21 protein-coding genes, 1 tRNA gene, 3 rRNA genes and 1 other RNA gene are annotated in these 23,791 nt (G+C 40.9%); 3 read left to right on the top strand and 23 right to left on the bottom strand.

The features are described from left to right. The first annotated feature begins 304 nt into the window (after nucleotides 1-304). Complete coding sequence (locus tag ACQQ2I_RS00280) at nucleotides 305-583, top strand: AbrB/MazE/SpoVT family DNA-binding domain-containing protein (protein ID WP_391376432.1); 279 nt, start codon at nucleotides 305-307, stop codon at nucleotides 581-583. A 49-nt stretch (nucleotides 584-632) separates the two neighbouring features. Here the strand turns inward: ACQQ2I_RS00280 and rsmI are convergent, their stop codons facing one another. The 10 genes from rsmI to ACQQ2I_RS00230 all read right to left on the bottom strand — a co-directional run bounded on the left by rsmI (nucleotide 633) and on the right by ACQQ2I_RS00230 (nucleotide 7,924). Beyond that, entirely contained in the window at nucleotides 633-1,502 is an 870-nt protein-coding gene (rsmI, locus tag ACQQ2I_RS00275) for a 16S rRNA (cytidine(1402)-2'-O)-methyltransferase (RefSeq protein ID WP_431028571.1), read from the bottom strand. After that, nucleotides 1,483-1,755, bottom strand: a complete 273-nt coding sequence (locus ACQQ2I_RS00270) for a GIY-YIG nuclease family protein (protein WP_431028570.1) — start codon at nucleotides 1,753-1,755, stop codon at nucleotides 1,483-1,485. Before ACQQ2I_RS00270 ends, rsmI begins: the two co-directional genes overlap by 20 nt. Next, nucleotides 1,745-2,485 (bottom strand): tRNA1(Val) (adenine(37)-N6)-methyltransferase, encoded by a 741-nt coding sequence (locus tag ACQQ2I_RS00265; protein ID WP_431028569.1) that lies wholly within the window; start codon nucleotides 2,483-2,485, stop codon nucleotides 1,745-1,747. Before ACQQ2I_RS00265 ends, ACQQ2I_RS00270 begins: the two co-directional genes overlap by 11 nt. Nucleotides 2,486-2,585: 100 nt before the next feature. Next, a complete protein-coding gene (gene yabA, locus ACQQ2I_RS00260; RefSeq protein ID WP_391376421.1) occupies nucleotides 2,586-2,939 on the bottom strand; it encodes a DNA replication initiation control protein YabA in 354 nt (117 codons plus the stop codon). A gap of 25 nt (nucleotides 2,940-2,964) precedes the next feature. After that, complete coding sequence (locus ACQQ2I_RS00255) at nucleotides 2,965-3,780, bottom strand: PSP1 domain-containing protein (RefSeq protein ID WP_431028568.1); 816 nt, start codon at nucleotides 3,778-3,780, stop codon at nucleotides 2,965-2,967. Next, complete coding sequence (holB, locus tag ACQQ2I_RS00250) at nucleotides 3,773-4,777, bottom strand: DNA polymerase III subunit delta' (protein WP_431028567.1); 1,005 nt, start codon at nucleotides 4,775-4,777, stop codon at nucleotides 3,773-3,775. Before holB ends, ACQQ2I_RS00255 begins: the two co-directional genes overlap by 8 nt. A 218-nt stretch (nucleotides 4,778-4,995) precedes the next feature. After that, on the bottom strand, nucleotides 4,996-5,433 hold the full coding sequence (locus ACQQ2I_RS00245) for a YaaR family protein (RefSeq protein WP_431028566.1): 438 nt from the start codon (nucleotides 5,431-5,433) through the stop codon (nucleotides 4,996-4,998). Between the two features lie 18 nt (nucleotides 5,434-5,451). Next, entirely contained in the window at nucleotides 5,452-5,781 is a 330-nt protein-coding gene (locus ACQQ2I_RS00240; protein WP_391376411.1) for a cyclic-di-AMP receptor, read from the bottom strand. Between the two features lie 64 nt (nucleotides 5,782-5,845). Further along, entirely contained in the window at nucleotides 5,846-6,481 is a 636-nt protein-coding gene (gene tmk, locus ACQQ2I_RS00235; protein WP_431028565.1) for a dTMP kinase, read from the bottom strand. A gap of 21 nt (nucleotides 6,482-6,502) precedes the next feature. Continuing rightward, nucleotides 6,503-7,924: an aminotransferase class I/II-fold pyridoxal phosphate-dependent enzyme gene (locus ACQQ2I_RS00230; protein WP_431028564.1), complete on the bottom strand. Its 1,422-nt coding sequence runs from the start codon at nucleotides 7,922-7,924 to the stop codon at nucleotides 6,503-6,505. A gap of 124 nt (nucleotides 7,925-8,048) precedes the next feature. Between ACQQ2I_RS00230 and ACQQ2I_RS00225 the strand changes: the two genes are divergently transcribed. Then, nucleotides 8,049-8,669 carry an NAD(P)-dependent oxidoreductase gene (locus ACQQ2I_RS00225; RefSeq protein ID WP_431028563.1) on the top strand — a complete coding sequence of 207 codons (621 nt, stop codon included), beginning with the start codon at nucleotides 8,049-8,051 and terminating at the stop codon, nucleotides 8,667-8,669. A 168-nt stretch (nucleotides 8,670-8,837) separates the two neighbouring features. Here ACQQ2I_RS00225 and ACQQ2I_RS00220 read toward each other — a convergent pair whose 3' ends face one another. The 11 genes from ACQQ2I_RS00220 to ffs all read right to left on the bottom strand — a co-directional run bounded on the left by ACQQ2I_RS00220 (nucleotide 8,838) and on the right by ffs (nucleotide 20,077). Continuing rightward, complete coding sequence (locus ACQQ2I_RS00220) at nucleotides 8,838-10,187, bottom strand: TraB/GumN family protein (protein ID WP_431028562.1); 1,350 nt, start codon at nucleotides 10,185-10,187, stop codon at nucleotides 8,838-8,840. Nucleotides 10,188-10,509: 322 nt separating this feature from the next. Beyond that, a 5S ribosomal RNA gene (gene rrf, locus ACQQ2I_RS00215) occupies nucleotides 10,510-10,625 on the bottom strand. 189 nt (nucleotides 10,626-10,814) lie between these two features. Further along, nucleotides 10,815-13,742: ribosomal RNA gene (locus tag ACQQ2I_RS00210) — 23S ribosomal RNA — on the bottom strand. A 303-nt stretch (nucleotides 13,743-14,045) separates the two neighbouring features. Continuing rightward, nucleotides 14,046-15,600, bottom strand: a 16S ribosomal RNA gene (locus ACQQ2I_RS00205). Together the 16S, 23S and 5S rRNA genes form the textbook arrangement of a ribosomal RNA operon. A gap of 342 nt (nucleotides 15,601-15,942) precedes the next feature. Then, nucleotides 15,943-16,209 carry a pro-sigmaK processing inhibitor BofA family protein gene (locus tag ACQQ2I_RS00200; RefSeq protein ID WP_431028561.1) on the bottom strand — a complete coding sequence of 89 codons (267 nt, stop codon included), beginning with the start codon at nucleotides 16,207-16,209 and terminating at the stop codon, nucleotides 15,943-15,945. A gap of 52 nt (nucleotides 16,210-16,261) precedes the next feature. After that, nucleotides 16,262-16,477, bottom strand: a complete 216-nt coding sequence (locus ACQQ2I_RS00195; RefSeq protein ID WP_431028560.1) for a YaaL family protein — start codon at nucleotides 16,475-16,477, stop codon at nucleotides 16,262-16,264. A gap of 14 nt (nucleotides 16,478-16,491) precedes the next feature. Beyond that, nucleotides 16,492-17,088 (bottom strand): recombination mediator RecR, encoded by a 597-nt coding sequence (recR, locus tag ACQQ2I_RS00190; protein WP_391376169.1) that lies wholly within the window; start codon nucleotides 17,086-17,088, stop codon nucleotides 16,492-16,494. Between the two features lie 12 nt (nucleotides 17,089-17,100). Further along, nucleotides 17,101-17,415: a YbaB/EbfC family nucleoid-associated protein gene (locus tag ACQQ2I_RS00185; protein ID WP_431028559.1), complete on the bottom strand. Its 315-nt coding sequence runs from the start codon at nucleotides 17,413-17,415 to the stop codon at nucleotides 17,101-17,103. Between the two features lie 27 nt (nucleotides 17,416-17,442). After that, the gene (gene dnaX / locus ACQQ2I_RS00180; protein ID WP_431028558.1) at nucleotides 17,443-19,170 is read right to left on the bottom strand and encodes a DNA polymerase III subunit gamma/tau; all 1,728 of its coding nucleotides are present in this window, start codon (nucleotides 19,168-19,170) and stop codon (nucleotides 17,443-17,445) included. An 85-nt stretch (nucleotides 19,171-19,255) separates the two neighbouring features. Further along, nucleotides 19,256-19,690 (bottom strand): hypothetical protein, encoded by a 435-nt coding sequence (locus ACQQ2I_RS00175; RefSeq protein ID WP_431028557.1) that lies wholly within the window; start codon nucleotides 19,688-19,690, stop codon nucleotides 19,256-19,258. Nucleotides 19,691-19,811: 121 nt separating this feature from the next. Next, nucleotides 19,812-20,077: signal recognition particle sRNA large type (gene ffs / locus ACQQ2I_RS00170), an RNA gene on the bottom strand. A gap of 536 nt (nucleotides 20,078-20,613) precedes the next feature. Between ffs and ACQQ2I_RS00165 the strand changes: the two genes are divergently transcribed. Further along, nucleotides 20,614-20,706: transfer RNA gene (locus tag ACQQ2I_RS00165), tRNA-Ser, on the top strand. Between the two features lie 200 nt (nucleotides 20,707-20,906). Here ACQQ2I_RS00165 and ACQQ2I_RS00160 read toward each other — a convergent pair. After that, nucleotides 20,907-23,093, bottom strand: coding sequence for a YhgE/Pip family protein (locus tag ACQQ2I_RS00160; RefSeq protein ID WP_431028556.1), 2,187 nt, complete (start codon nucleotides 23,091-23,093; stop codon nucleotides 20,907-20,909). 87 nt (nucleotides 23,094-23,180) lie between these two features. Beyond that, on the bottom strand, nucleotides 23,181-23,756 hold the full coding sequence (locus ACQQ2I_RS00155) for a TetR/AcrR family transcriptional regulator (RefSeq protein ID WP_431028555.1): 576 nt from the start codon (nucleotides 23,754-23,756) through the stop codon (nucleotides 23,181-23,183). Between the last annotated feature and the right edge of the window lie 35 nt (nucleotides 23,757-23,791).

The raw sequence follows: 23,791 nt of genomic DNA, 5'->3' as shown, positions 1-23,791 counted from the left end.
TACCAATAGCTAGATATTAGTCAAGTCTATCCCTATTAAAAAGAAAAAATTTACTTTGTCGAAAAAAAACCAAACGAAAAGGAAAATATTTTTCAGAAAATTAGGTCTTTTTCGTATTTATATAGTAAAAATCTTTAATTTATTGTACTTTGTTGTTTATTTTGATGAAAAATTCACATCAATTTAATATTTTAAGTATTAATTAATTGACGTTTATGGCATTACTTGGTATGATTTATCGTAGACAAGGAATTGATGTCGAATTTTGACGAATTATTATATTAAGCTTAGGAGGAAATATATCATGAAATCTACAGGTATTGTTCGTAAAGTCGATGAGTTAGGTCGTGTAGTTATCCCTATCGAACTTCGTCGTACATTAGGCATTGCTGAAAAAGACGCATTAGAAATTTACGTTGATGATGACAAAATCATCCTTAAAAAATACATGCCTAATATGACTTGTGCTGTAACAGGTGAAGTTTCTGATGATAACTTCCGTCTTGTTGGAGGAAAATTAATTTTAAGTCCAGAAGGCGCAGAAATGTTAGTGAACGAAATTCAAAACAACTTAAAAAAATAATCTACATGTTTAAAGGGCCACCCTTCTGGAAAGGTAGCCCTTCTTTTATTTACTGATGATATTCGTTGTATACATCACGCTTCGATACACCACGTAGTTTTGCGACTTCTTTAATCGCTTCTTTTGAACTTACATGAGTTTCTTCTATTATATAGTTGATATGTTCAACAACCGTCATCGATGCCCATATAGTTTCTTCTTCCTCTTGTTCACCAAAGGGATTCCCCTCAACGACAACAACAAATTCACCACGAATCTCATGTGATTCTGCCCACTCCATAGCCTCTTCAACCGTCCCACGTAAAAATTCTTCAAATTTCTTTGTTAATTCACGTGCTAAAACAAGTCGGCGATTCCCGAATACAAGATGCAAATCTTTTAATGTGTCTTTTAAACGGTGTGGTGCCTCATAAAATAAAATTGTTTCCTCACGTCTTGCTAACTTTTCCAACTGTAAACGACGTTCTTTTTTATTTCGATTTAAAAAGCCGAAAAAATAAAATGGCTGCGGCACTAACCCCGAAGCAATCAATGCCGTTAGTGCTGCATTTGCTCCTGGTATCGGTACAACTGCAAAATCTTCAGCAAGTGCTTTTTCAACAATATCGGCACCTGGATCTGAAATACAAGGTAAGCCCGCATCGCTTACCAGTGCGACTGATTTCCCTTCTCGTAAATACGACAGTAACTTCTCTCCACCCGTTTCTACATTATGCTCATGATAGCTAACAAGCGGTGTCGCAATCTCAAAATAGTTACACAGTTTTTTTGTGTTACGTGTATCTTCTGCTGCAATGACATCCACTTCTTTTAAAATGCGCAATGCACGAACCGTCATATCCTCTAAATTGCCTATAGGGGTAGCGACTAAGTATAAACAAGCATTGCCTTCATGCTGGCTACTCTTTTGTGATTTCATGTGCTTTGCTCCTTATATAATTCAATTTTTCACTGCGCTTTAATTGTTTAAATGCATATTCTTTTCGCATAGCTTCTTGTTTAGACTCAAATGTTTCATAGTAAATACATTTTACAGGTATACGTACTTTTGTATACTTAGCACCTTTCCCTGCATTATGTGTAGCGATACGCCTTTCTAGATGATTCGTATAGCCTGCATATAAAGTGTGATCATTACATTCTAGCACGTAGAAATAGTGTTTATTCTCCATAAAGCATGACTCGAATCTCTTCTGTATATTCATTATTCTCTTTATACACAAAAAGAGGCGGTAAGATTTTCAGGCCTGGCTTACCATCTTTAATCGCTTCAATTAATAGCGTGTTCGCCTCTTTTCCACACTTCGGATAGATGAATTGCATACGCTTTGGTTCTAAGCGGTTAGCACGCATCGCTGTGACAATATCTAATAAACGCTCTGGTCTATGGACAAAGGCCGCCTTTCCACCTTGCTTTAATAAGCGACTTGCCGAATATACGGCTTCTTCTAAAGTTAAATGCAGCTCATGACGTGCGATAGCATAATGCTCACTCACATTTTTATCGCTTAATTCATGTGCTAAAAAATACGGCGGGTTACATGTCACAACATCGTATTTTTCAATACCAAGCTCACTTGGTGCTGCTTTCACATCACCTAGTTTCATCTCGATTTGTGCTTCTAACTTATTATACGCTATACTACGACACGCCATATCATATAATCTTGGTTGCAATTCAACGCCCATAATTTTAGCATTCGTACGCGCACTTAAAAATAATGGAATGACACCATTTCCTGAACACAAGTCGATGATAGCCCCTCGCTTTGGTACAGAAACAAAACGAGAAAGTAACACAGCATCTAGTGAAAAGGAAAAAACAGACGGACTTTGAATAATGCGCAAGTCCTCCGCTAGTAAATAATCTAAGCGCTCATCATCCTTTAACCACTCGTTCATAACTAACTCCTTCCAATTCAAAAAAGGCATGTTCAATTAAATACCTCTTTATTCGTAAGAAAAGACTGACCCCCTGTATAAGTAGGAAGCAGCCTTTTTATTAACTATTTTCTTTATTTAAAAACGATAGACAAAACAAGCAATCTTCACCTTTGCGTGAGCTTCCAAAATGAACATGACAAACGTGGAATCCTTCGTGATAAAGGCGTGCCAAGTTATCATATCCTTCTCCTATATCCAATGCGCTACCCTTCTTCTTGCTTTTCACAACGGGCTTCTCATTGGACAAAAGCTCTTCTAGACGCTTTCGCAGATGAAGGTTTTCCGTTTGAAGTGTCTGATGTTCCTCCATCATATGGGCAACGAAATGCTTTAAAGCACCAAATTGTTGCTGCATTGATTCGAGTTGCTTTTCGAACTCCATAACAGTATCTAAAAAATTACGGTCCTTCACTCAAGCCACCCCATTAAGTTTCTATCTATATCAGATTTTTTTCAACCTCTAACAACTCTTCTAGCGAGTATTCAGCAGCGCGTTCTTGCTCCTGCAAATAAACTTGAATTAAGCGCTCTAAAACATTCAGTCCAATCACCTTACCTGGTCCATCTGGCGTTATCGTAATATCGCCAATGTCTGGCATCCCTTCTTTTGCCACTTCATAATCATCATTTTCATATTTTAAGCAACACATTAAACGACCGCAGAGCCCGGAAATTTTGGTCGGATTAAGGGATAAATTTTGATCTTTTGCCATTTTAATGGATACTGGATCAAAATCTCCTAAAAATGTAGAACAACAAAGCATACGTCCACATGGACCAATTCCACCAAGAAGTTTTGCCTCATCACGGACTCCAATTTGGCGTAATTCGATACGTGTGCGGAATACAGAAGCTAAATCTTTTACAAGTTCGCGGAAGTCAACACGTCCTTCAGCTGTAAAATAAAAAATAATCTTATTGCGGTCAAATGTATATTCAACATCTACGAGCTTCATATCTAAGCTATGCTCAATAATCTTCACATTTGCTAAGTCAAATGCTCGCTTTGACTCTAATAAATTTTCATCCACTTGAATTCGATCCCGCTCGTCTGCTGGACGAACGACTTGTTTAAGTGGTAATACAACATCATGTTCATCTACTTGCCGAATTGGGACGACTACTTTCCCGTATTCAATCCCACGTGCTGTTTCAACAATTACATACTGACCTACATCTAGTATGTAAGCAGCTGGATCGAAATAATATATTTTACCCGCCTTCTTAAAGCGGACTCCGACTACATTATACAAATGTATACCCCTCCTGCAAATTCAGCACTAGCTGTTCCATCAGTAACGCTCGATTCATATTGCGCTGCAAGTTGGCTCGTGCTTGTAAAACCGCCTGCATTTGACTCGACAATCGCTCGTAAGTTGTATGCAAAGCCATTTCCTTAAAGTTGTATAGCATATCTGGATATGTACAAACTGCATCAGGATTAGCCTTAATTGCAACAATATCGCGATAAGCAAATAGCAGTAAGTCTAATACTTGCTCCATATCACTTTTTTCTTTAAACGAAGGAAGCCAGTCTTCATGTACGAGCAGTAATGCTTCATGTACATTATTTCTAACTGTCTCTACTAATTTTAACACTGTTTTTCTCGCATGTGCAAACTGCTCATCATTTGCGAGCATCATTGCTGTTTCCAACTCATTTGTAATCATGCTCACTGTCGAAGCCATTGAATGCGTAACCCCTTGCTCTACAAGGCGTTCCATTAAAATTTGGCGTGGTACTTTTGAAAATTTAATATGTTGGCATCTCGAACGAATGGTTGGCAATATGCCTTGAATTTGTTCTGTCAATAAGATGGCCGTCACTTCACCATCTGGCTCTTCTAAAAACTTAAGCAACATATTGGCGGATGCTGTATTTAACTTATCTGCATGATGTATTACATAAATTTTACGGCCACTTTCTACCCCTGTCATCATCATTTCTGCAATGAGATCTCGGATTTGGTCAATTTTAACAAACTGTCCTTCCGGCTCTATTTGTTTTATATTTGGATGATTACCTGAATCAATTCGAATACAATGTCGACACGTTTCACATGGAACATTTTCTAGCGGATTTTCACATAACAAAAGTTTCACAAAAAATGTCATGACATCACGCTTTCCTGTACCTTTTTCGCCGTCAAATATATAGGCATGTGCCATTCTATTTTTTTCATAAATTGTTTGGAGCTGTTTCATTACGATAGGTTGCAATGCTTTTAGCTCTTCCACTTGTCGTACCATTTATTTCACCTCTAACGCTCATTATGAACGTTCTATCAATTACACCTTAGCGTAATTGCGTCCAGATTGGGCTTTGTGCAACTTCGTTTGTTGATTTTCATTCAGATTAGTAAACTTGTGAAATAGTGAAGCTACACTGTTTTCACAAATATCAACCGTATATTTGACCGGAGCCTTTAGAAAAAACCCCGTGTCCACACACGATAAAGACACGGGTTCTACATATATAGGTTAATTAATAAACCTTTAATTTCACCTATTTTATCTAATAAATCAATCGTTTCTTTCTCTTCATTTAAAATATCTTGGGCAAGCTCAACAAGATGTTCATCCACTGTTTCTACAATTTTTAAACGTCGTCCTTCACCAAATCGATTCCAGGTATGGGATTGCTTCATTTCTAAACCATAGTCTACCGCTTCTTGTAAAAAACGCTTTATAAGCATTTTAAAGCGTGTTAACTCTCGCAGATTTCGCGAACGTGCCACACGGTCCCCAGCAGCGGAAATATCACCAAGTAGACGTGTTAGCTGCTCGGTTTGCATTTTAGACCCTTGCTTTACAACCATATCGCCAAATCTTGCACTGTTTTGGTTTGACTGTCGCACTTCATTTTGGTTCGGAAAACCAACCCGCATATCACGATTAATTTTCATAGAAATCTCTCCTCCATCTTAAAAATGGTGGAACTGTTCAATTGGTAATACGAACACTGTTGCTCCGCCAACTTCCACTTCAACTGGGTAAGGTATATACGAATCAGCATTTCCACCAAGTGGAGACACAGGGGCAACCATTTGCTCACGTGAACGACAATTATCTCGTATAACGTCCAATAGTTGTGGAATACGTTCATCATCTACACCGATTAAAAATGTCGTATTTCCAGAGCGTAAAAATCCACCTGTACTTGCCAGTTTTGTCGCACGAAAATCATGTTTCGTTAAGGCATTCGCTAGACGATTACTATCCTGATCTTGAACTACCGCTACGACTAACTTCACTCACATTCACCCTTTCAGTTGAATAGATATTATTATTATATCATATTAGCTGTGCATACTTCATTTACTTTTCCTTTAGCAGTTCCTTTAAAATACCCCAAGTAGCCTCTATCACCTGATCTAACGGCTGACTTGCATCGATTATGATGATACGTTCGGGTTCCTCTTTTGCTAATTGTAAGTACCCCTCTCGTACTTTCTCATGAAAGGCTAGCTCTTCATTATCTAAGCGGTTGATTTCATTTGTTCGATTTGCAGCAATTCGCGCCAGTCCAATCGATGGCTCTAAATCAAATAAAATCGTCTTATCTGGCATACGCGTACCAATTGCAAATTCATTAATTCTACGTACGGCCTCTATCCCTAAATTACGTCCCATCCCTTGGTAGACTAATGATGAGTCAATAAAACGATCACATAACACATGCTGACCTTCTTCAAGTGCTGGTTGTACTTTCTCATAAAAATGTTGACTGCGCGCTGCAGCATATAATAACGCCTCGGTGCGGGCGTCCATGGCCGTGTAGGCTGGATTTAAAATAATCTCACGGATTTTCTCAGCAATTTCAATCCCACCTGGTTCACGTGTTGCTAATACTTCCATATTTTCACGTTGAAGCCGTTCAACGATTGATTTTAATACAGATGTTTTTCCTGCACCTTCTGGCCCTTCGAATGTAATAAATAAATTTCCTACCATTTTGTTATATTCCTCCAACGACTACTTTAGTACCTGAATGAAACGCTCCTCTAAACGATGCGTTCCTTGAAATGTGGCACCGATTGCAAGCAATTCTTCCAACTGACTTAACTTTCCTACTGTAATTTTTTCCCCTGGGACAAATAATGGAATGCCCGGCGGATACGGAATGAGCATACCTGCAGCGATACGACCAATCGCTCGCATATACGGAATCCATTCTTTCTCTATCATGTCCACCTCATCAAATGACATATTCGGTGTAATGATCGGTGCCATTTCATATTGCCTGCTTGCAACGGTAAAGCCATTCCCCTCTTTCTTTTTCAATTGAGCAACAGCATTTTTCACACGAATGCGAATATCTGCGTAAGGGTATACTTCTCCATGTTTTAATAATGGTAAAACCGCCAGTACTTGCTCAATATCCGCAAGTTCCACATATAATTCACTTTCCTCTAGAGCTGCTTTTAATTCCATGCCCGTGTACCCTGGGAAACGAATACATACTTTTAACGGGTCATCTGCCTCTATTACTTCTAATGATGGAATAGAACGCAATGCTTCAATCCATTGGTTTCGCTTTTCTAAACAGTATACTGCATCACTTTCCATGTATTTGCTAATATAATGCCTCGCATCATCTAAGGAAGCTAATAATAAATAAGAAGGACTACTAGATTGCAGCATCCGTAAGTAATGATTGATTTGACTATTCGATACAAGTGTTGATTTCACATGCATAAAGGATGCCATTGTCATAGCAGGAAGCGTTTTATGTGCCGATTGAACAACCACATCTGCGCCTAAATCTAACGCTGATGTTGGAAATCGTTCACTTGCGGTAAAATGGGCTCCATGTGCCTCATCTACTAATACCGGGATATTTTGCGCATGGCAAAGCGAAATTTGCTCTTTTAAATCTTTTGCTACTACACCATAATACGTTGGATATGTAAGAACGAGCGCTTTTCCCTCTGGATGTTGTTTCAAAGCTTCTTTTACGGTCTCAAGTGGTACCGCCCCCGCTGATTTTGTATGCTCATCCCACTCTGGCGCTAAATAGATCGGTTTCGCTCCGACTAACGCTATTGCATGAAACACGGATTTATGCGCATTGCGTTGAACAAAAATCGTATCGCCACGTTTACAAGTAGCATAAATCATCGCTAAATTCCCTACAGTCGAACCATTGACTAAAAAAAAGCTATAATCTGCTCCATACGTTTTGGCTAATAGTTTTTGCGCTTCCTCAATTGCCTCTTCTGGATAATGAAAGTCATCTAATCCTGTTAGTTCTGTTACATCATATATTAATGCCTTTTTCAAAGGTTTTGGTAATGTTGAAATGCGTCCATTTTTGTGTCCTGGTACATGCAAAGACTGCGGTTCTTTTTCTACAAATCTTTGCAGTGCCTCTACAAGCGGTCGCTCGCTTTTCATGTCGTTTCACTCCGTTCATTGTTCTTCTTTCATTATATCGTAAAGCAGGCGGTGTTATCTGCATAATAGTAAGTGACACATGTGTTATAATAAATCAACCATAATGTGACAGAGGTGAAATCAAATGAAACTAATCGTATTTGGTGCAACAGGCGGTGTCGGACAAGAATTTGTGAAAATGGCAATAAAACAAGGACACAAAGTAACCGCTTTCGTCCGTACGCCTGACAAGTTGCATACAAAAGTAGATGTGAATATTATTCAAGGAGATGCCTTTGATGCATCTGCAGTTGCTCAGGCAATAAACGGACATGACGCTGTTGTATCATGTATTGGTTCAACAGCAGGACCCGAAAAGCATACATCGATTCAAAAAATGGGGAGAAATATCGCAGACGGTATGGAAGCAGCAGGGATTAAACGCATCGTATACTGTGCATCAGCAGGGATAAATGGTGAAATACCAGGCATTTCAGGCAAGATGGTGATGAAAATGCTAGAAAAACCTTTAAAAGATCACCGTGCAGCACTAGATTATATCCTTGCCAAAGATGTCATTTATACAATCGCTCGTCCAATGGGCTTAAAAAATACGCCACTAGAGCTTGATTACGTAGAATCATTTGATAGCGTGCCCCATACTTCCCGTTCAATCCCCCGTGCAAGCGTAGCCCATTTCATGTTAAAAGCATTAACAGACGAAAAATACGACAATCAATCAGTTGGACTTGCTAGTGCAAAATAAAACTATGCATTGTATTTTTGAGCTGATTAAACGTATTCCATATACTTAATAATAGTAAAACAGGTAAAGAAAAGTGATTCGCTTTTCTCTACCTGTTTTTTAGCCGTTTTATTTACATCTTCATTTCAGAAATAAAATTTAAATTTATTTTCGATTATTTCATTATTATTATTGATAAAACGGTTTAACATCGTATCCATTTTCCTCTAAATGATAGCGAATAGTTTTATCGACTAAGAAATGTGCTGAACCAACGACAACGAAATATGTCCCTTTTTCTTTATCCTCTAATAAGGCCATAATCTTCTCAGCCATTTTTTCATCTCTTACACCGATTAATGCTTTATTAAACTCTGAAGGTTCACCTTCTATAACTTGCATACTCTTTGCAAAACCTTCAATATCCCCATTTTTCCAATGATTAAACCAGTCCTGAATGAGCTCGTACTGACTTTCCTCATTCGGTTCTAGAATACTATCAAGTGTTTCTACTAAATAGTCTTCTTGCCCCTCAGGTGATAAGCCTTCAAACATATCTACTTGAGTTTTAATACCTTCTAATTCTATAATTGGCTTTTCCTGTAGGAGTGCATTTAATAGGAAATAATTATCTACTCCATAATTATTCATTTCTTCAACAGAACTTCCGAAAAATTCACTTAATGATAAGCCAGATAAAGTGCTTGATAACGTCCAAGGTTTTTGCATGATTAATTGTTCTAATGGTAAGTTGTGCTTTTGTGCAACCTTTTCAATTTTTGCATATGCCTCTTCACTTACAGCGTCTTTAATTGTTGTCCCTTCTTGATACATTGCTTTTTCTATTAAATATTGAATTCCTTCTGAATCATAGAGATTAGCTTCCACTAAAAGAGCATCAGATTGATTGAAAGCTGCTAATAATTTTTCATTGAACGGATATAATTCCGATATTCCTACGTGAATGGAACCTAATAAATAAACAACTGTATCATCGTTCTCCACTACCCAAGCTACACCTTTACCACCTTGTTGTGCGAGATGATATGTATCCTTTACTAGTCGAACAGCTAGTATTACCGCTTGTTCCGTCGTTGCACTTTTTTCTAATTGTAACCCTTTACTAGAACCTCGTAATACCTTGCGTTCCTTTAAATAATCTACTGCTGTGTTGCCAACAGGTAAATCATATTGGGCCACAATATTATAAAGTCTATTGATGATATCTCCTCTAGAGTTATCCCCTTCATAACTAACAGGCTTATAATTTTTATTCTTCTCAAGATTTAATGCCGCAATTTTTTCCTCTGTTAATGACAATAATGTTTCTAGTTTTTCTAACGGAATTTCACTTCTAAAACCGTCATAATACCATTCCATCGGGAAAATACCAAACTTTTCACCTTCGTGTAATGCCTCTATTGCCCACTCACTTATATCAGGTGTTTGTTGTTCAGTTGCCATTACCGGGATGATCATTGAAAGCATCATTATCATCGCAAGGAATGTAGCTACCGTACTCTTAAATAATCTTTTCATTGCAGACTCCCCTTTTATTTTATTTCTTCTAAACTATAAAATCCCCCTAAATAGAAATATAGGGAAAACTTCAAAAATAGAATACACCTTTTTACTCATAACAATGGAGTAAACATATAAAATTATATAATATTTACATTATTAAATAAACCATAATATTACATTTTAAGTAATATTATGGTTTATTAAGACGATGCTATGCAAGGGGATGGCGCTTTCGTTTAGACATATACAATCTTTTACGATAATTATTCTATACAGTGCCTAATTTTATCCTTTCCTATAAAAAGAAAAAAGACCCGATATCATCGAGTCTTTGTTTGCCTAGCGATGTCCTACTCTCACAGGGGGAAGCCCCCAACTACCATCGGCGCTAAAGAGCTTAACTTCCGTGTTCGGTATGGGAACGGGTGTGACCTCTTTGCCATCATCACTAGACTATGGTCGACCTCCAATACACGGCGTATTACTGCGTCAGCTACATTCGTTCAATCAGTCACGTACATAGGTACGCTCCTTCATTCACTCATTTGCTTCCTTGTACTACTTGTGTCTTGAAGCTCTCTTTTAAGAAAGAAGTTGTTCTTTCAAAACTGGATAAACGGTGCATTGTGCAATTCACAAAATGTGGTTAAGTCCTCGACCGATTAGTATTCGTCAGCTCCATATGTCGCCACACTTCCACCTCGAACCTATCTACCTGATCGTCTTTCAGGGGTCTTACTTACTTGCGTAATGGGAAATCTCATCTTGAGGGGGGCTTCATGCTTAGATGCTTTCAGCACTTATCCCGTCCATACATAGCTACCCAGCGATGCCGTTGGCACGACAACTGGTACACCAGCGGTATGTCCATCCCGGTCCTCTCGTACTAAGGACAGCTCCTCTCAAATTTCCTACGCCCACGACGGATAGGGACCGAACTGTCTCACGACGTTCTGAACCCAGCTCGCGTACCGCTTTAATGGGCGAACAGCCCAACCCTTGGGACCGACTACAGCCCCAGGATGCGATGAGCCGACATCGAGGTGCCAAACCTCCCCGTCGATGTGGACTCTTGGGGGAGATAAGCCTGTTATCCCCGGGGTAGCTTTTATCCGTTGAGCGATGGCCCTTCCATGCGGAACCACCGGATCACTAAGCCCGTCTTTCGACCCTGCTCGACTTGTAGGTCTCGCAGTCAAGCTCCCTTGTGCCTTTACACTCTACGAATGATTTCCAACCATTCTGAGGGAACCTTTGGGCGCCTCCGTTACCTTTTAGGAGGCGACCGCCCCAGTCAAACTGTCCGCCTGACACTGTCTCCTACCCCGCTAAGGGGCATGGGTTAGAAATTCAGTACAACCAGGGTAGTATCCCACCGACGCCTCCACCGAAGCTAGCGCTCCGGTTTCTCTGGCTCCTACCTATCCTGTACAAGTTGCACCAAATTTCAATATCAAGCTACAGTAAAGCTCCACGGGGTCTTTCCGTCCTGTCGCGGGTAACCTGCATCTTCACAGGTACTATAATTTCACCGAGTCTCTCGTTGAGACAGTGCCCAGATCGTTACGCCTTTCGTGCGGGTCGGAACTTACCCGACAAGGAATTTCGCTACCTTAGGACCGTTATAGTTACGGCCGCCGTTTACTGGGGCTTCAATTCATAGCTTCGCTTGCGCTAACCACTCCTCTTAACCTTCCAGCACCGGGCAGGCGTCAGCCCCTATACGTCACCTTACGGTTTTGCAGAGACCTGTGTTTTTGCTAAACAGTCGCCTGGGCCTATTCACTGCGGCTCTCTCGGGCTTTCACCCTACCAGAGCACCCCTTCTCCCGAAGTTACGGGGTCATTTTGCCGAGTTCCTTAACGAGAGTTCTCTCGCACACCTTAGGATTCTCTCCTCGACTACCTGTGTCGGTTTGCGGTACGGGTACCTCCCACCTCGATAGAGGCTTTTCTTGGCAGCGTGAGATCAGGAACTTCGTCCATACGGACTCGTCATCACAGCTCAATGTATTAGTACGCGGATTTGCCTACGTACACACCTTACTGCTTGAACAGAGACAACCAACGCTCTGCTTACCCTACCCTTCTGCGTCCCCCCATTTCTCAAACGGTGGGGAGGTAGTACAGGAATATCAACCTGTTGTCCATCGCCTACGCCTGTCGGCCTCGGCTTAGGTCCCGACTAACCCTGAGCGGACGAGCCTTCCTCAGGAAACCTTAGTCATACGGTGGACAGGATTCTCACCTGTCTTTCGCTACTCATACCGGCATTCTCACTTCTAACCGCTCCACCAGTCCTTCCGGTCTGACTTCAGCGCAGTTAGAACGCTCTCCTACCACTCACACCAACGGTGTGAATCCACAGCTTCGGTGAATCGTTTAGCCCCGATACATTTTCGGCGCAGCGTCACTCGACCAGTGAGCTATTACGCACTCTTTAAATGATGGCTGCTTCTAAGCCAACATCCTGGTTGTCTAAGCAACGCCACATCCTTTTCCACTTAACGATTACTTTGGGACCTTAGCTGGTGGTCTGGGCTGTTTCCCTTTTGACTACGGATCTTATCACTCGCAGTCTGACTCCCGTGCATAAATATCCGGCATTCGGAGTTTGTCTGAATTCGGTAAAGCGAGATGCCCCCCTAGTCCAAACAGTGCTCTACCTCCGGTATTCTCATCACGAGGCTAGCCCTAAAGCTATTTCGGAGAGAACCAGCTATCTCCAGGTTCGATTGGAATTTCTCCGCTACCCACACCTCATCCCCGCACTTTTCAACGTGCGTGGGTTCGGGCCTCCAGTGAGTGTTACCTCACCTTCACCCTGGACATGGGTAGATCACCTGGTTTCGGGTCTACGACCACGTACTACATCGCCCTATTCAGACTCGCTTTCGCTGCGGCTCCGTCTTCACAACTTAACCTCGCACGTAATCGTAACTCGCCGGTTCATTCTACAAAAGGCACGCTATCACCCATTAACGGGCTCTAACTACTTGTAGGCACACGGTTTCAGGTTCTCTTTCACTCCCCTCCCGGGGTGCTTTTCACCTTTCCCTCACGGTACTGGTTCACTATCGGTCACTAGGTAGTATTTAGCCTTGGGAGATGGTCCTCCCGGATTCCGACGGAATTTCACGTGTTCCGCCGTACTCAGGATCCACTCTGGAGGGCATGTACTTTCGACTACAGGGCTATTACCTGCTCTGGCGGACCTTTCCAAGTCGCTTCGCCTAATACATGCCTTTGTAACTCCGTATAGAGTGTCCTACAACCCCAAGAGGCAAGCCTCTTGGTTTGGGCTCTTCCCGTTTCGCTCGCCGCTACTCAGGGAATCGAATTTTCTTTCTCTTCCTCCAGGTACTTAGATGTTTCAGTTCCCTGGGTCTGTCTCCAGTACGCTATGAATTCACGTAAAGGTACTACGCGATTAAACGTAGTGGGTTCCCCCATTCGGAAATCCCCGGATCAAAGCTTACTTACAGCTCCCCGAGGCATATCGGTGTTAGTGCCGTCCTTCATCGACTCCTAGTGCCAAGGCATCCACCGTGCGCCCTTAATAACTTAACCAAGTTATACTTGAACAACGTTCAAGATTTTAAGTTGACACGTCAATGTTACTTGACTTGTTTTGACTCTTATCTATTTAAAATAGAAATTTGTGTTTGCTTTCAATGTCGTTTTATCCAGTTTTCAAAGAACAAAGCTACTGACTTCCATCACATCGTGATATACATCAGTGGATTTGCTACATGCAGCTTTGCGACGATAGCGCAAGCGTCAGGAGCAAGGTATTTAGAAAGTCATAAACTTTCAAAACTGAACGCAAAACGTTAACTACTGACCATGTCAGTATTCCGAAAATATCCTTAGAAAGGAGGTGATCCAGCCGCACCTTCCGATACGGCTACCTTGTTACGACTTCACCCCAATCATCTATCCCACCTTCGGCGGCTGGCTCCAAAAGGTTACCTCACCGACTTCGGGTGTTACAAACTCTCGTGGTGTGACGGGCGGTGTGTACAAGGCCCGGGAACGTATTCACCGCGGCATGCTGATCCGCGATTACTAGCGATTCCGGCTTCATGTAGGCGAGTTGCAGCCTACAATCCGAACTGAGAACGGTTTTATCGGATTAGCTCCCCCTCGCGGGTTGGCAACCGTTTGTACCGTCCATTGTAGCACGTGTGTAGCCCAGGTCATAAGGGGCATGATGATTTGACGTCATCCCCACCTTCCTCCGGTTTGTCACCGGCAGTCACCTTAGAGTGCCCAACTGAATGATGGCAACTAAGATCAAGGGTTGCGCTCGTTGCGGGACTTAACCCAACATCTCACGACACGAGCTGACGACAACCATGCACCACCTGTCACCGTTGTCCCCGAAGGGAAAACTATGTCTCCATAGTGGTCACCGGGATGTCAAGACCTGGTAAGGTTCTTCGCGTTGCTTCGAATTAAACCACATGCTCCACCGCTTGTGCGGGCCCCCGTCAATTCCTTTGAGTTTCAGTCTTGCGACCGTACTCCCCAGGCGGAGTGCTTAATGCGTTAGCTGCAGCACTAAGGGGCGGAAACCCCCTAACACTTAGCACTCATCGTTTACGGCGTGGACTACCAGGGTATCTAATCCTGTTTGCTCCCCACGCTTTCGCGCCTCAGCGTCAGTTACAGACCAGAAAGTCGCCTTCGCCACTGGTGTTCCTCCAAATCTCTACGCATTTCACCGCTACACTTGGAATTCCACTTTCCTCTTCTGCACTCAAGTCCCCCAGTTTCCAATGACCCTCCACGGTTGAGCCGTGGGCTTTCACATCAGACTTAAAGGACCGCCTGCGCGCGCTTTACGCCCAATAATTCCGGACAACGCTTGCCACCTACGTATTACCGCGGCTGCTGGCACGTAGTTAGCCGTGGCTTTCTAATAAGGTACCGTCAAGGTACAGCCAGTTACTACTGTACTTGTTCTTCCCTTACAACAGAGTTTTACGAACCGAAATCCTTCTTCACTCACGCGGCGTTGCTCCATCAGGCTTTCGCCCATTGTGGAAGATTCCCTACTGCTGCCTCCCGTAGGAGTCTGGGCCGTGTCTCAGTCCCAGTGTGGCCGATCACCCTCTCAGGTCGGCTACGCATCGTCGCCTTGGTGAGCCGTTACCTCACCAACTAGCTAATGCGCCGCGGGCCCATCCTGTAGCGATAGCAGAACCATCTTTCAACTTTCTAACATGTATTAGAAAGTATTATTCGGTATTAGCCCCGGTTTCCCGGAGTTATCCCAAACTACAGGGCAGGTTGCCCACGTGTTACTCACCCGTCCGCCGCTAACTTTCATTTGATGCAAGCATCAAATGAAAGTCCGCTCGACTTGCATGTATTAGGCACGCCGCCAGCGTTCGTCCTGAGCCAGGATCAAACTCTCCATAAAAAGAATTTGAGTAAGCTCAAATTTGCTGGCATCATGTTTGATGTCCAAAATTTTGTTTCTTATTTAGAAACATTTATTGTTAACGTTTTGCTTGTTCAGTTTTCAAAGTTCATGTTCGTTACTGTTTTAGCAGCAACTTTTATATCTTAACACTTAAATACTTTTGTGTCAACAAATTTTCGAAAGTTTTTTTAGATATCTCGTTTCGCTTCTCAGCAACTTTTATATGATATCATTTACCGACTGTCAAGTCAACATCTTTCTTAAGTTGTTTTTATTGCGTCTTAACGACTTGAATAAATATATCATGTTAATAAGTATAATGCAAGACTTTTTTAAAAATTATTTTAAAAAAGATAAAAATATTACTACTCCTACCCCTGAGAACCCTAATATCGTAACAGTTAAAATAGAAAACAGATTGATTGTAATTTCTGTACCATAATAAGAAAACGCCAAATGAATAATATAAAGAACACAAATACTTAGTGCAAAACGGAACCAAAATATAGAAAGTCTTTCTAACCAAACACCCTTTTTATTCTTTCTTCCTATTAATAAGACAAAAAACAGCAACAAGCAAATAGCGCCGATTAAATACGCCTGCATATACTCTTCCCCCTCTAAACAGAAGTATATGCCATTGCTGCTGCTGTTATTTCTATTTAATGATAACACGTCGAATACGAGCTTCTTTAAATAAATAAAAATGTATACCTTCTAACGCTTTTCGTTGAGCGATGATATCCAAATTATAATCATCCACCAGCTCTTCTAATACTTTCGCATTATGGTAATCTTCCTTCGTCTCTTTCATTAAACGAACGAGCTTATCATCAAATTCTTTTTTTAATTTCCCTTTACGAGTAAAGAACACCTCAATCACTCACCTTACAATTCGCGTCGACCTTCTAACGCTTTGGATAGCGTTACCTCATCCGCATATTCTAAATCGCCGCCAACTGGTAATCCATGTGCGATACGTGTCGTACGAATGCCAGATGGTTTCACTAAACGTGAAATGTACATTGCTGTTGCTTCCCCTTCAATCGTTGGATTTGTTGCTAAAATCAACTCCTGCACACGCTCATCGTGCAGACGAGTTAATAGAGAAGCTACATTAATATCTTCTGGACCTACTCCATCCATTGGTGAGATCGCACCGTGTAACACATGATATAACCCGCTATAATCACGCATTTTTTCCATCGCAATGACATCTTTTGGGTCTTGTACAACACAAATCATAGATGGATCGCGTTGTTTATCAGAACAAATATGACAAGGGTCAATATCTGTAATGTGACCACATTGAGAACAGTATAGTAAATTACGCTTTGCATCAATTAATGCTTTAGCAAAATTAGAAACTGTATCTTCTTTCATTGTTAACACGAAAAATGCCAGCCTGGCCGCAGTTTTCGGCCCAATGCCTGGCAATTTCATAAAGCTATCAATTAATTTTGATATTGGTTCAGGATAGTGCATAATCACTACCTCCTAGAACGGAAGGTTTAAGCCTTGCGTGAATTTCCCCATTGTTGCATTTGTCGTTTCATCTACTTTTTTCAGCACTTCATTTGTCGCAATAACGATTAAATCTTGTAACATTTCGATATCTTCTGGGTCCACTACTGATTCATCTAAATTCACTTCAAGCACTTGACGTTGACCGTTCATGATAACTTTTACCATGCCGCCGCCAGCTGTACCTTCAAATTGCTGTTGGTTTAACGCTTCTTGTGCTTCCATCATTTCTTTTTGCATTTTTTGCATTTTTTTCATCATACCTTGCATATTACCCATACCACGCATATTTAATTCCTCCTAAAAGTTCAAATATTAATCTTCGACAACCTCAACAAAATCTTTACCAAATAAATTTTCCGCTTCTACCACAACCGGATCTTGTGATGTAACTGGTACAGCGTCTTCGATAAACAGTTCTGATTCCTGAACCATTTCAGCTTGCTCTTGCTTCTTTTGATTTAAACTGTTATCTCGAATAAACTCTTCACGTAATGTGAGCCATTGTGCTTCTGGGATGCATAGCATTTCATACGTTGTCCCAAGCTGTGATGCCAAATTTTGTGTAAAAATCGATGTAAATTCCCTGTTGTCGGCTACCATTTGACAATGAATATCATACTTGAATTTTACCACAAAAGCATTAGAAGATGCCGCAACAGGTTCTGCATCATTTAAAAGTGCCGCTTGTGATTTTTGAAGTAGCGTCAAGCTTTGAGCCCAAACCGATTTTATTTTTTGGATATCTTCTTTTGTTGCAATTTTTAATACTTCTTGAATTCGACCAATCGGTGCTTTAAAGCCATTCGGTGTTTTTACTCGTGGACGTTCCTGCTTTTGTTGTACTACATTCACAGATCCCCCACCGGCTTGTAGTTGTTGCGTAAGCTGACGTACCATATTTTCTAAGGCCCCAACTTTACTTTGGATCGCCGGATCAATCGCCGTCGTCCCAACTGAATTATGCTGTGCCATTTTTAGTAAAGCTGTTTCTAAATAAATTTTTGTATGATGAGAAAAGCGCATCTCTTGCTGTGTCTTAGCCAGAATATCGATAAAACTATAAAGCGTATCTGGTGTATAACTGTTCGCTAGTTCGATAAATCTCTCTTCAGGTGCAACGATTTGTAGTAAGTCCGCTAAGTCCCCTCCTGTTTGCAGCAGTAGCAAATCACGGAAAAACGTAATTAAATCTTCCGCTAGTCGGAGCGGCTCTTTCCCGTTTGCAACTAATTCTTCTAATAAGGAAAGAACTTTTGCTACATCCTTTTCAAGAAGCGCTTGCGAAATATCACAAAACACATCTTGGCTAACCGACCCCGTCACAAGAAGCGCATCTTCTGCCTTCACCATCTCACTACTAAATGATACAACTTGATCAAGTAAACTAAGTGCATCACGCATACCACCTGCAGCAGATTGTGCAATCACCTTTAACGCTTGCTCTTCAAATGGTAAATTAATATCCTCGAGCACTACTTTCATGCGCTCTAAAATATCTTGCGTTGATAAACGTTTAAAATCAAAGCGCTGACAACGGGAAATAATTGTTGCAGGCAGTTTATGTGGTTCTGTTGTGGCCAAAATAAATACTGCATGTTCCGGTGGTTCTTCTAACGTTTTTAATAGCGCATTAAAAGCACTTGTAGAGAGCATATGCACCTCATCAATAATATACACTTTAAAACGTGCAGCAGCTGGGGCAAATCGTACTTTTTCAATAATATCGCGCATTTCTTCTACACGAGAATTAGAAGCCGCGTCAAACTCAATGACATCTGTATGCGAACCTTCTGTAATGCTTAAGCATGTTGCACACTCATTACATGGTTCATTTGCAGGTGCATTTTCACAATTTAAAGCTTTAGCAAAAATTTTCGCTGTACTCGTTTTCCCTGTTCCACGTGGACCCGAAAACAAATAAGCATGTGTTGTTTTGCTAGCTAGGAGAGCATTTTGCAATGTTCTTTTGACATGTGTTTGACCTGACATTTCACGGAACGATTGTGGTCTATAAACACGGTAAAAAGCTTGGTATGTCAACGATTCCCTCTCCTTTTCTCATTTTAAGTCCTTATGTATAGTATAGCATACATTCTAGCGCTTTATGGTCTTGATCGATCATTGATTATTTCTTGTAGCTTGCTTTATCACATAGGCGGAAGAACGTCGGTATACTTATAAATAGGAATAGATAAAAGAATGCTTGCTCCTCAATTGGATTTATAACTTCAAAAGACTCAAGGGCAATAACGGTTCCACTCCAAGCACCTAACGTATATAAAAATTGCCAAGTTATATAGTAAAGGCGCGACCATTCCTTTTTTATTTTGCCAAACAAGCTTGACTCTGAAGGCTCAAGTGAACCATCAAAATAAATAATGATTCGTTTATATTCCGAAACAACCCGCCAAGAGAATAAAAATAACAAAACCGTAATAGCCCACGTGATAGCTGGTATATTAAAATATTGCCACTCCATATTCTGATAGCCTACTGTTACAAGCGCCGCCATACTAAATGAATAACCAACTCTCCTAAATAATGATTCGATGATGCTCATCTACTCTCTCCTTATATGTTAGACAAACATAGCTCACGCTAAAATAGCGCAAGTTAAAAGCTTTTCTTACAACAAAAAAGCACTCGTCTAAATGACGAATGCTTGAATTGGCAAATTAATGCCGTGCACCTTTCTTTGACAGCCGCACATAAGCGTTACTCTTGTCGCCAGCTCAGGTTAGGCTACCCCGCGGCACATGGGTAAAACCACTTAATGCTGCTTCCTTCCGGACCTGACATGGTTCATGGGTACCCATTGCGCAGGACCCAACCGTCAACACTACGTGCAAGAGGCAGGCCAAACATACGGACAGCCTCGAAAAGGACTTCAGTCTCGCTAGAGCGGATTGCGAGTTACAGGGCACCGCTACCTCCCCACCTAGCACGGCAATACTTAGTATACTAATACCACATTAAAAATGCAATGAAATACTATATACAAATCATGAAAAATCTATCACAGCCGATTAAATCTCCCAATTCACCTTTCGTTATGTTAACTTCCTAGCTCCTTTTAAACGTGCTGGTACAACAACAGAAGTAAAACTTTCAAAATATGTAGCGTTCCTCCGCCCTTACTTATGTTGCGCCGAAAACAAATGAGTCGCTATGCTACCTTTTTAAAAAGAGAACACCTTCTTTTTAAAAGACTAGCAATACTAAAAATGAAGCGTATACTAACATTTTTCGCAACTTTAACAGCAAAGGTAGTTTTTTTACTTCTCAAATGAAAGCAAATTGGACAATTCGCTCACAAAGTGGCAATAGACAAAATTTCACGTCCATTCTTTCTCATAAATTAACGCTAAACATTTCTCCTTCTTACATTAAATACTCTTACCTAAAAAATCATAAAAAAATATTGACGTATATTCCTATACATGATATATTGATTACTGTCGAAAAGATAACTCGACACAATACGGAGGAATACCCAAGTCCGGCTGAAGGGATCGGTCTTGAAAACCGACAGGCGGGTTAAACCGCGCGGGGGTTCGAATCCCTCTTCCTCCGCCATTTTTTTGAACTTACACCGCTTTGATAGCGGTTTTTTTATTTTCTAAGTGCTGTAACATACATGTTACAGCACTTTTTTATGGGACAAGCTTCATTTTCATAAAGGCTTTGTTGTGGAGTACGTTAGACAGCTTCCTTCAAAACAATTGGAACACAATAGGCACAAAGAAAAGATGCGCAGAATCCTCTGCGCATCTTTTTTATGCTTGTTCAACATCTTTTGAATAACGTTTCGTAAATAACAATGCAAAATAGCCTAAACATAATGCTAAGCATACTACAATATAAATACCTAAAATCGACCAGTTATACAATAAGAATGATGTATCACCTGTAGAAATGGCCGCTTTAAATGCTTGCACAGAAAATGTCATTGGTAAAATGGCATTAAATACATGTAACTGATTAGGTACCAACTCTAATGGGAATGTACCCGCACTCGTTGTTAATTGCAAAATTAAAATAATAATGGCAACAAAGCGGCCCGGATCGCCCATCACGGATACTAATAGTTGAATCATCGCTAAAAACGTAAAGCTTGTCACGATACATGTACCCATAAATACTAATAAATTATCAACTTCTAAACCTAACCCACCGATAACGACTGCCGCTGTAATAACTGATTGAATAATGCCTACTACCGCTAATACCGATACCTTACTTAAAAACCACTTGAACCCACTCGTTGGACGAGTTGCTGGTTCTACTAATGGGAATACGATGGATACTAACAGTGCCCCAACGAATAGCCCTAATGAAATAAAGTATGGCGCGAAACCAGAGCCATAGTTTGGCACATGGTTAATCGATGATTTTTCCACTTCAACAGGTGCTGCCAGCATATCATAGTGATCGTCTGATGCATTGACATCTACTTTGTCACTTGCATCAGATAATTTTCCTGCTAACGTTGATGTGCCATCTACTAACTCTTTTGAACCATCCGCTAAAGTAGTGGCACCTTGCGATAGCTCACCTGACTTCTCTGCTAATACGGTTGTACCGTCTGTTAATTTTCCAGATCCACTTACTAATTGATTTAAGCCAGCTGCTAAGTCATTCGCACCTGTTGCTGCGCTATTTGTGCCTGCTACAAATTGTTGCATGCCTGAAGCTAATGTTGCATTTCCTTCCGCTAAATTTGTGGCACCTGCTGTTAATGCGGCTGATTTATTGATTAATTGCTCAACACCTGCTGCAATTTGTTGCTGTCCACTACTTAATTGTGTTGCACCTTGCGATAGCTCAGCAATATTGTCATCAAGACCTCCTGTATTTGCAGCTAACTGACCTAAGCCCCCACTTATTTTTGTACTGCTCGCCTGAAGTTGTGCTAGTGATTGTGATAGCTGCTGTTGGTTTTCTTCAGGTAAGTTGGCCATAATCGGCTGAAGTGTTGCCATTAACTGTTCGACCCCTGCTGTTACACTTTCAGAGCCAGACGCTAAAGTAGCGATACTATCATCAAGACCTGCTGTACCAGTTGCTAGCTTTTCTAAATTAGCTGCTAAATTAGCTTGCCCTGCAGTAACAGTTTCTTGTCCCTTTGCTACTTGTGCTACACCATTCGTATAATCAGTTACACCTTGTTGTAATTGCCCTGCACCTTGAGCTGCTGTATTTGCACCATCAGCTAATTGCGCTGCACCATTTTGAAGCTTTGTTACACCTTCTGCTAATTGTGCCGCGCCAGTTGCTGCAGATTGAGTCCCTTCTTGCAATGTTTTAGAACCATCTGATAGCTCAATCGTACTTGCCGCAAGCTGTTCTAAATACCCCTGTAAATCGTCGGCACCGTTTGCAATTTTTTGTGCACCTTCATCTAATTTACCTGCACCGTCTGCCGCTTCATTGAATCCATCACCTAATGCGGTCATAGAAACAAATAATTTTTCCGCATATGTTTTGGATACTTCCTTGTTTACTTCCGCCTTAATGCGGTCCATTGCCGTTTCACCTATTTGAGCACTTAAAAAGTTGAAGCCTTCATTCGGAATATACTCCAGTGTTAACTTTTCTGGATGCTCATTAAGCAATGTTGTGGCATGCTGTGAAAAGTTTTCAGGAATTTTGATTAAAATATAATAATCACGTTCCTTTAATTGCTTCTCAGCCTTGTCACTATCTACTTCAATAAACTTAAATTGCTCACTATCTACTAGCTTCTCGGTCAAAGCATCGCCTAGTGCAAGTTGCTCACCGTCTAATTCAGCGCCTTTATCCTCATTTACAATCGCTACTGGCATGCTTTTTAAGTGTGCATAAGGATCCCAGAACGCCCATAAAAACATCCCACTATATAAAACGGGAATAAATAAAATGGCAATGATGGAGACGAACATTTTTCTCGTCTTGAAAATTTTTAACCATTCTGCCTTTATCAAATTATCATCTCCTAAAACTATATGACCATTTTTGTCATTCGGTCATTTTAGTGTATAAAAAATTCGTTTTCCTACGAAAACAAATTTTTATGGGGCTGTTGCAATGCCTCTGAATAACGTTTCTTTAAAAAGCGTCAAAATATCATCTTCATGCAGTGCTTCTTCATGCGTGAGTTGCCAATCAACAACTATTGCTAAATACGATTTTAACAATAAATACGCAACAAGCTCTGGATTACAAGGACGAATTTCTTTTTTCTGAATGCCTATCCGAATACGATCGGCTAAAAACGTGATGATTTCTTCTTCAATCTTGATTAACATTTGTTTTACAGCAGGCGTTTGAAGTGCCTTTTCTTCTTCTATTAGCTTAGCAAACAGTAAATGTTGCTCTCGGAATTGAAGCATCTGCATTAACCCATTATGTGCATTCTCAATAAAGCTTGCTTCTGGTCGTAACGTTCGATCTGCTTCCACCTTCATATCGCGAATCATGGAAATGACGACTTCCTGCAAGAGCTCTTCTTTATTCGTAAAGAAATTATAAATCGTTCCTTTACCGACATTCGCAATTTTTGCTACTTGCTCCATCGTTGTCGCCTTATATCCAAACATAGAAAAAGATTTTGTAGCACCTAGTAATATTTCTTGTTTGCGATCCACTCGTATCCCCCCAAACAAAAATGACTAAATAACCA

It is taken from the genome of Lysinibacillus sp. LZ02 (genome assembly GCF_050613145.1).
In the GTDB taxonomy this organism is placed as follows: domain Bacteria; phylum Bacillota; class Bacilli; order Bacillales_A; family Planococcaceae; genus Lysinibacillus_B.
This window is presented reverse-complemented; position numbering and strand designations above follow the sequence as displayed.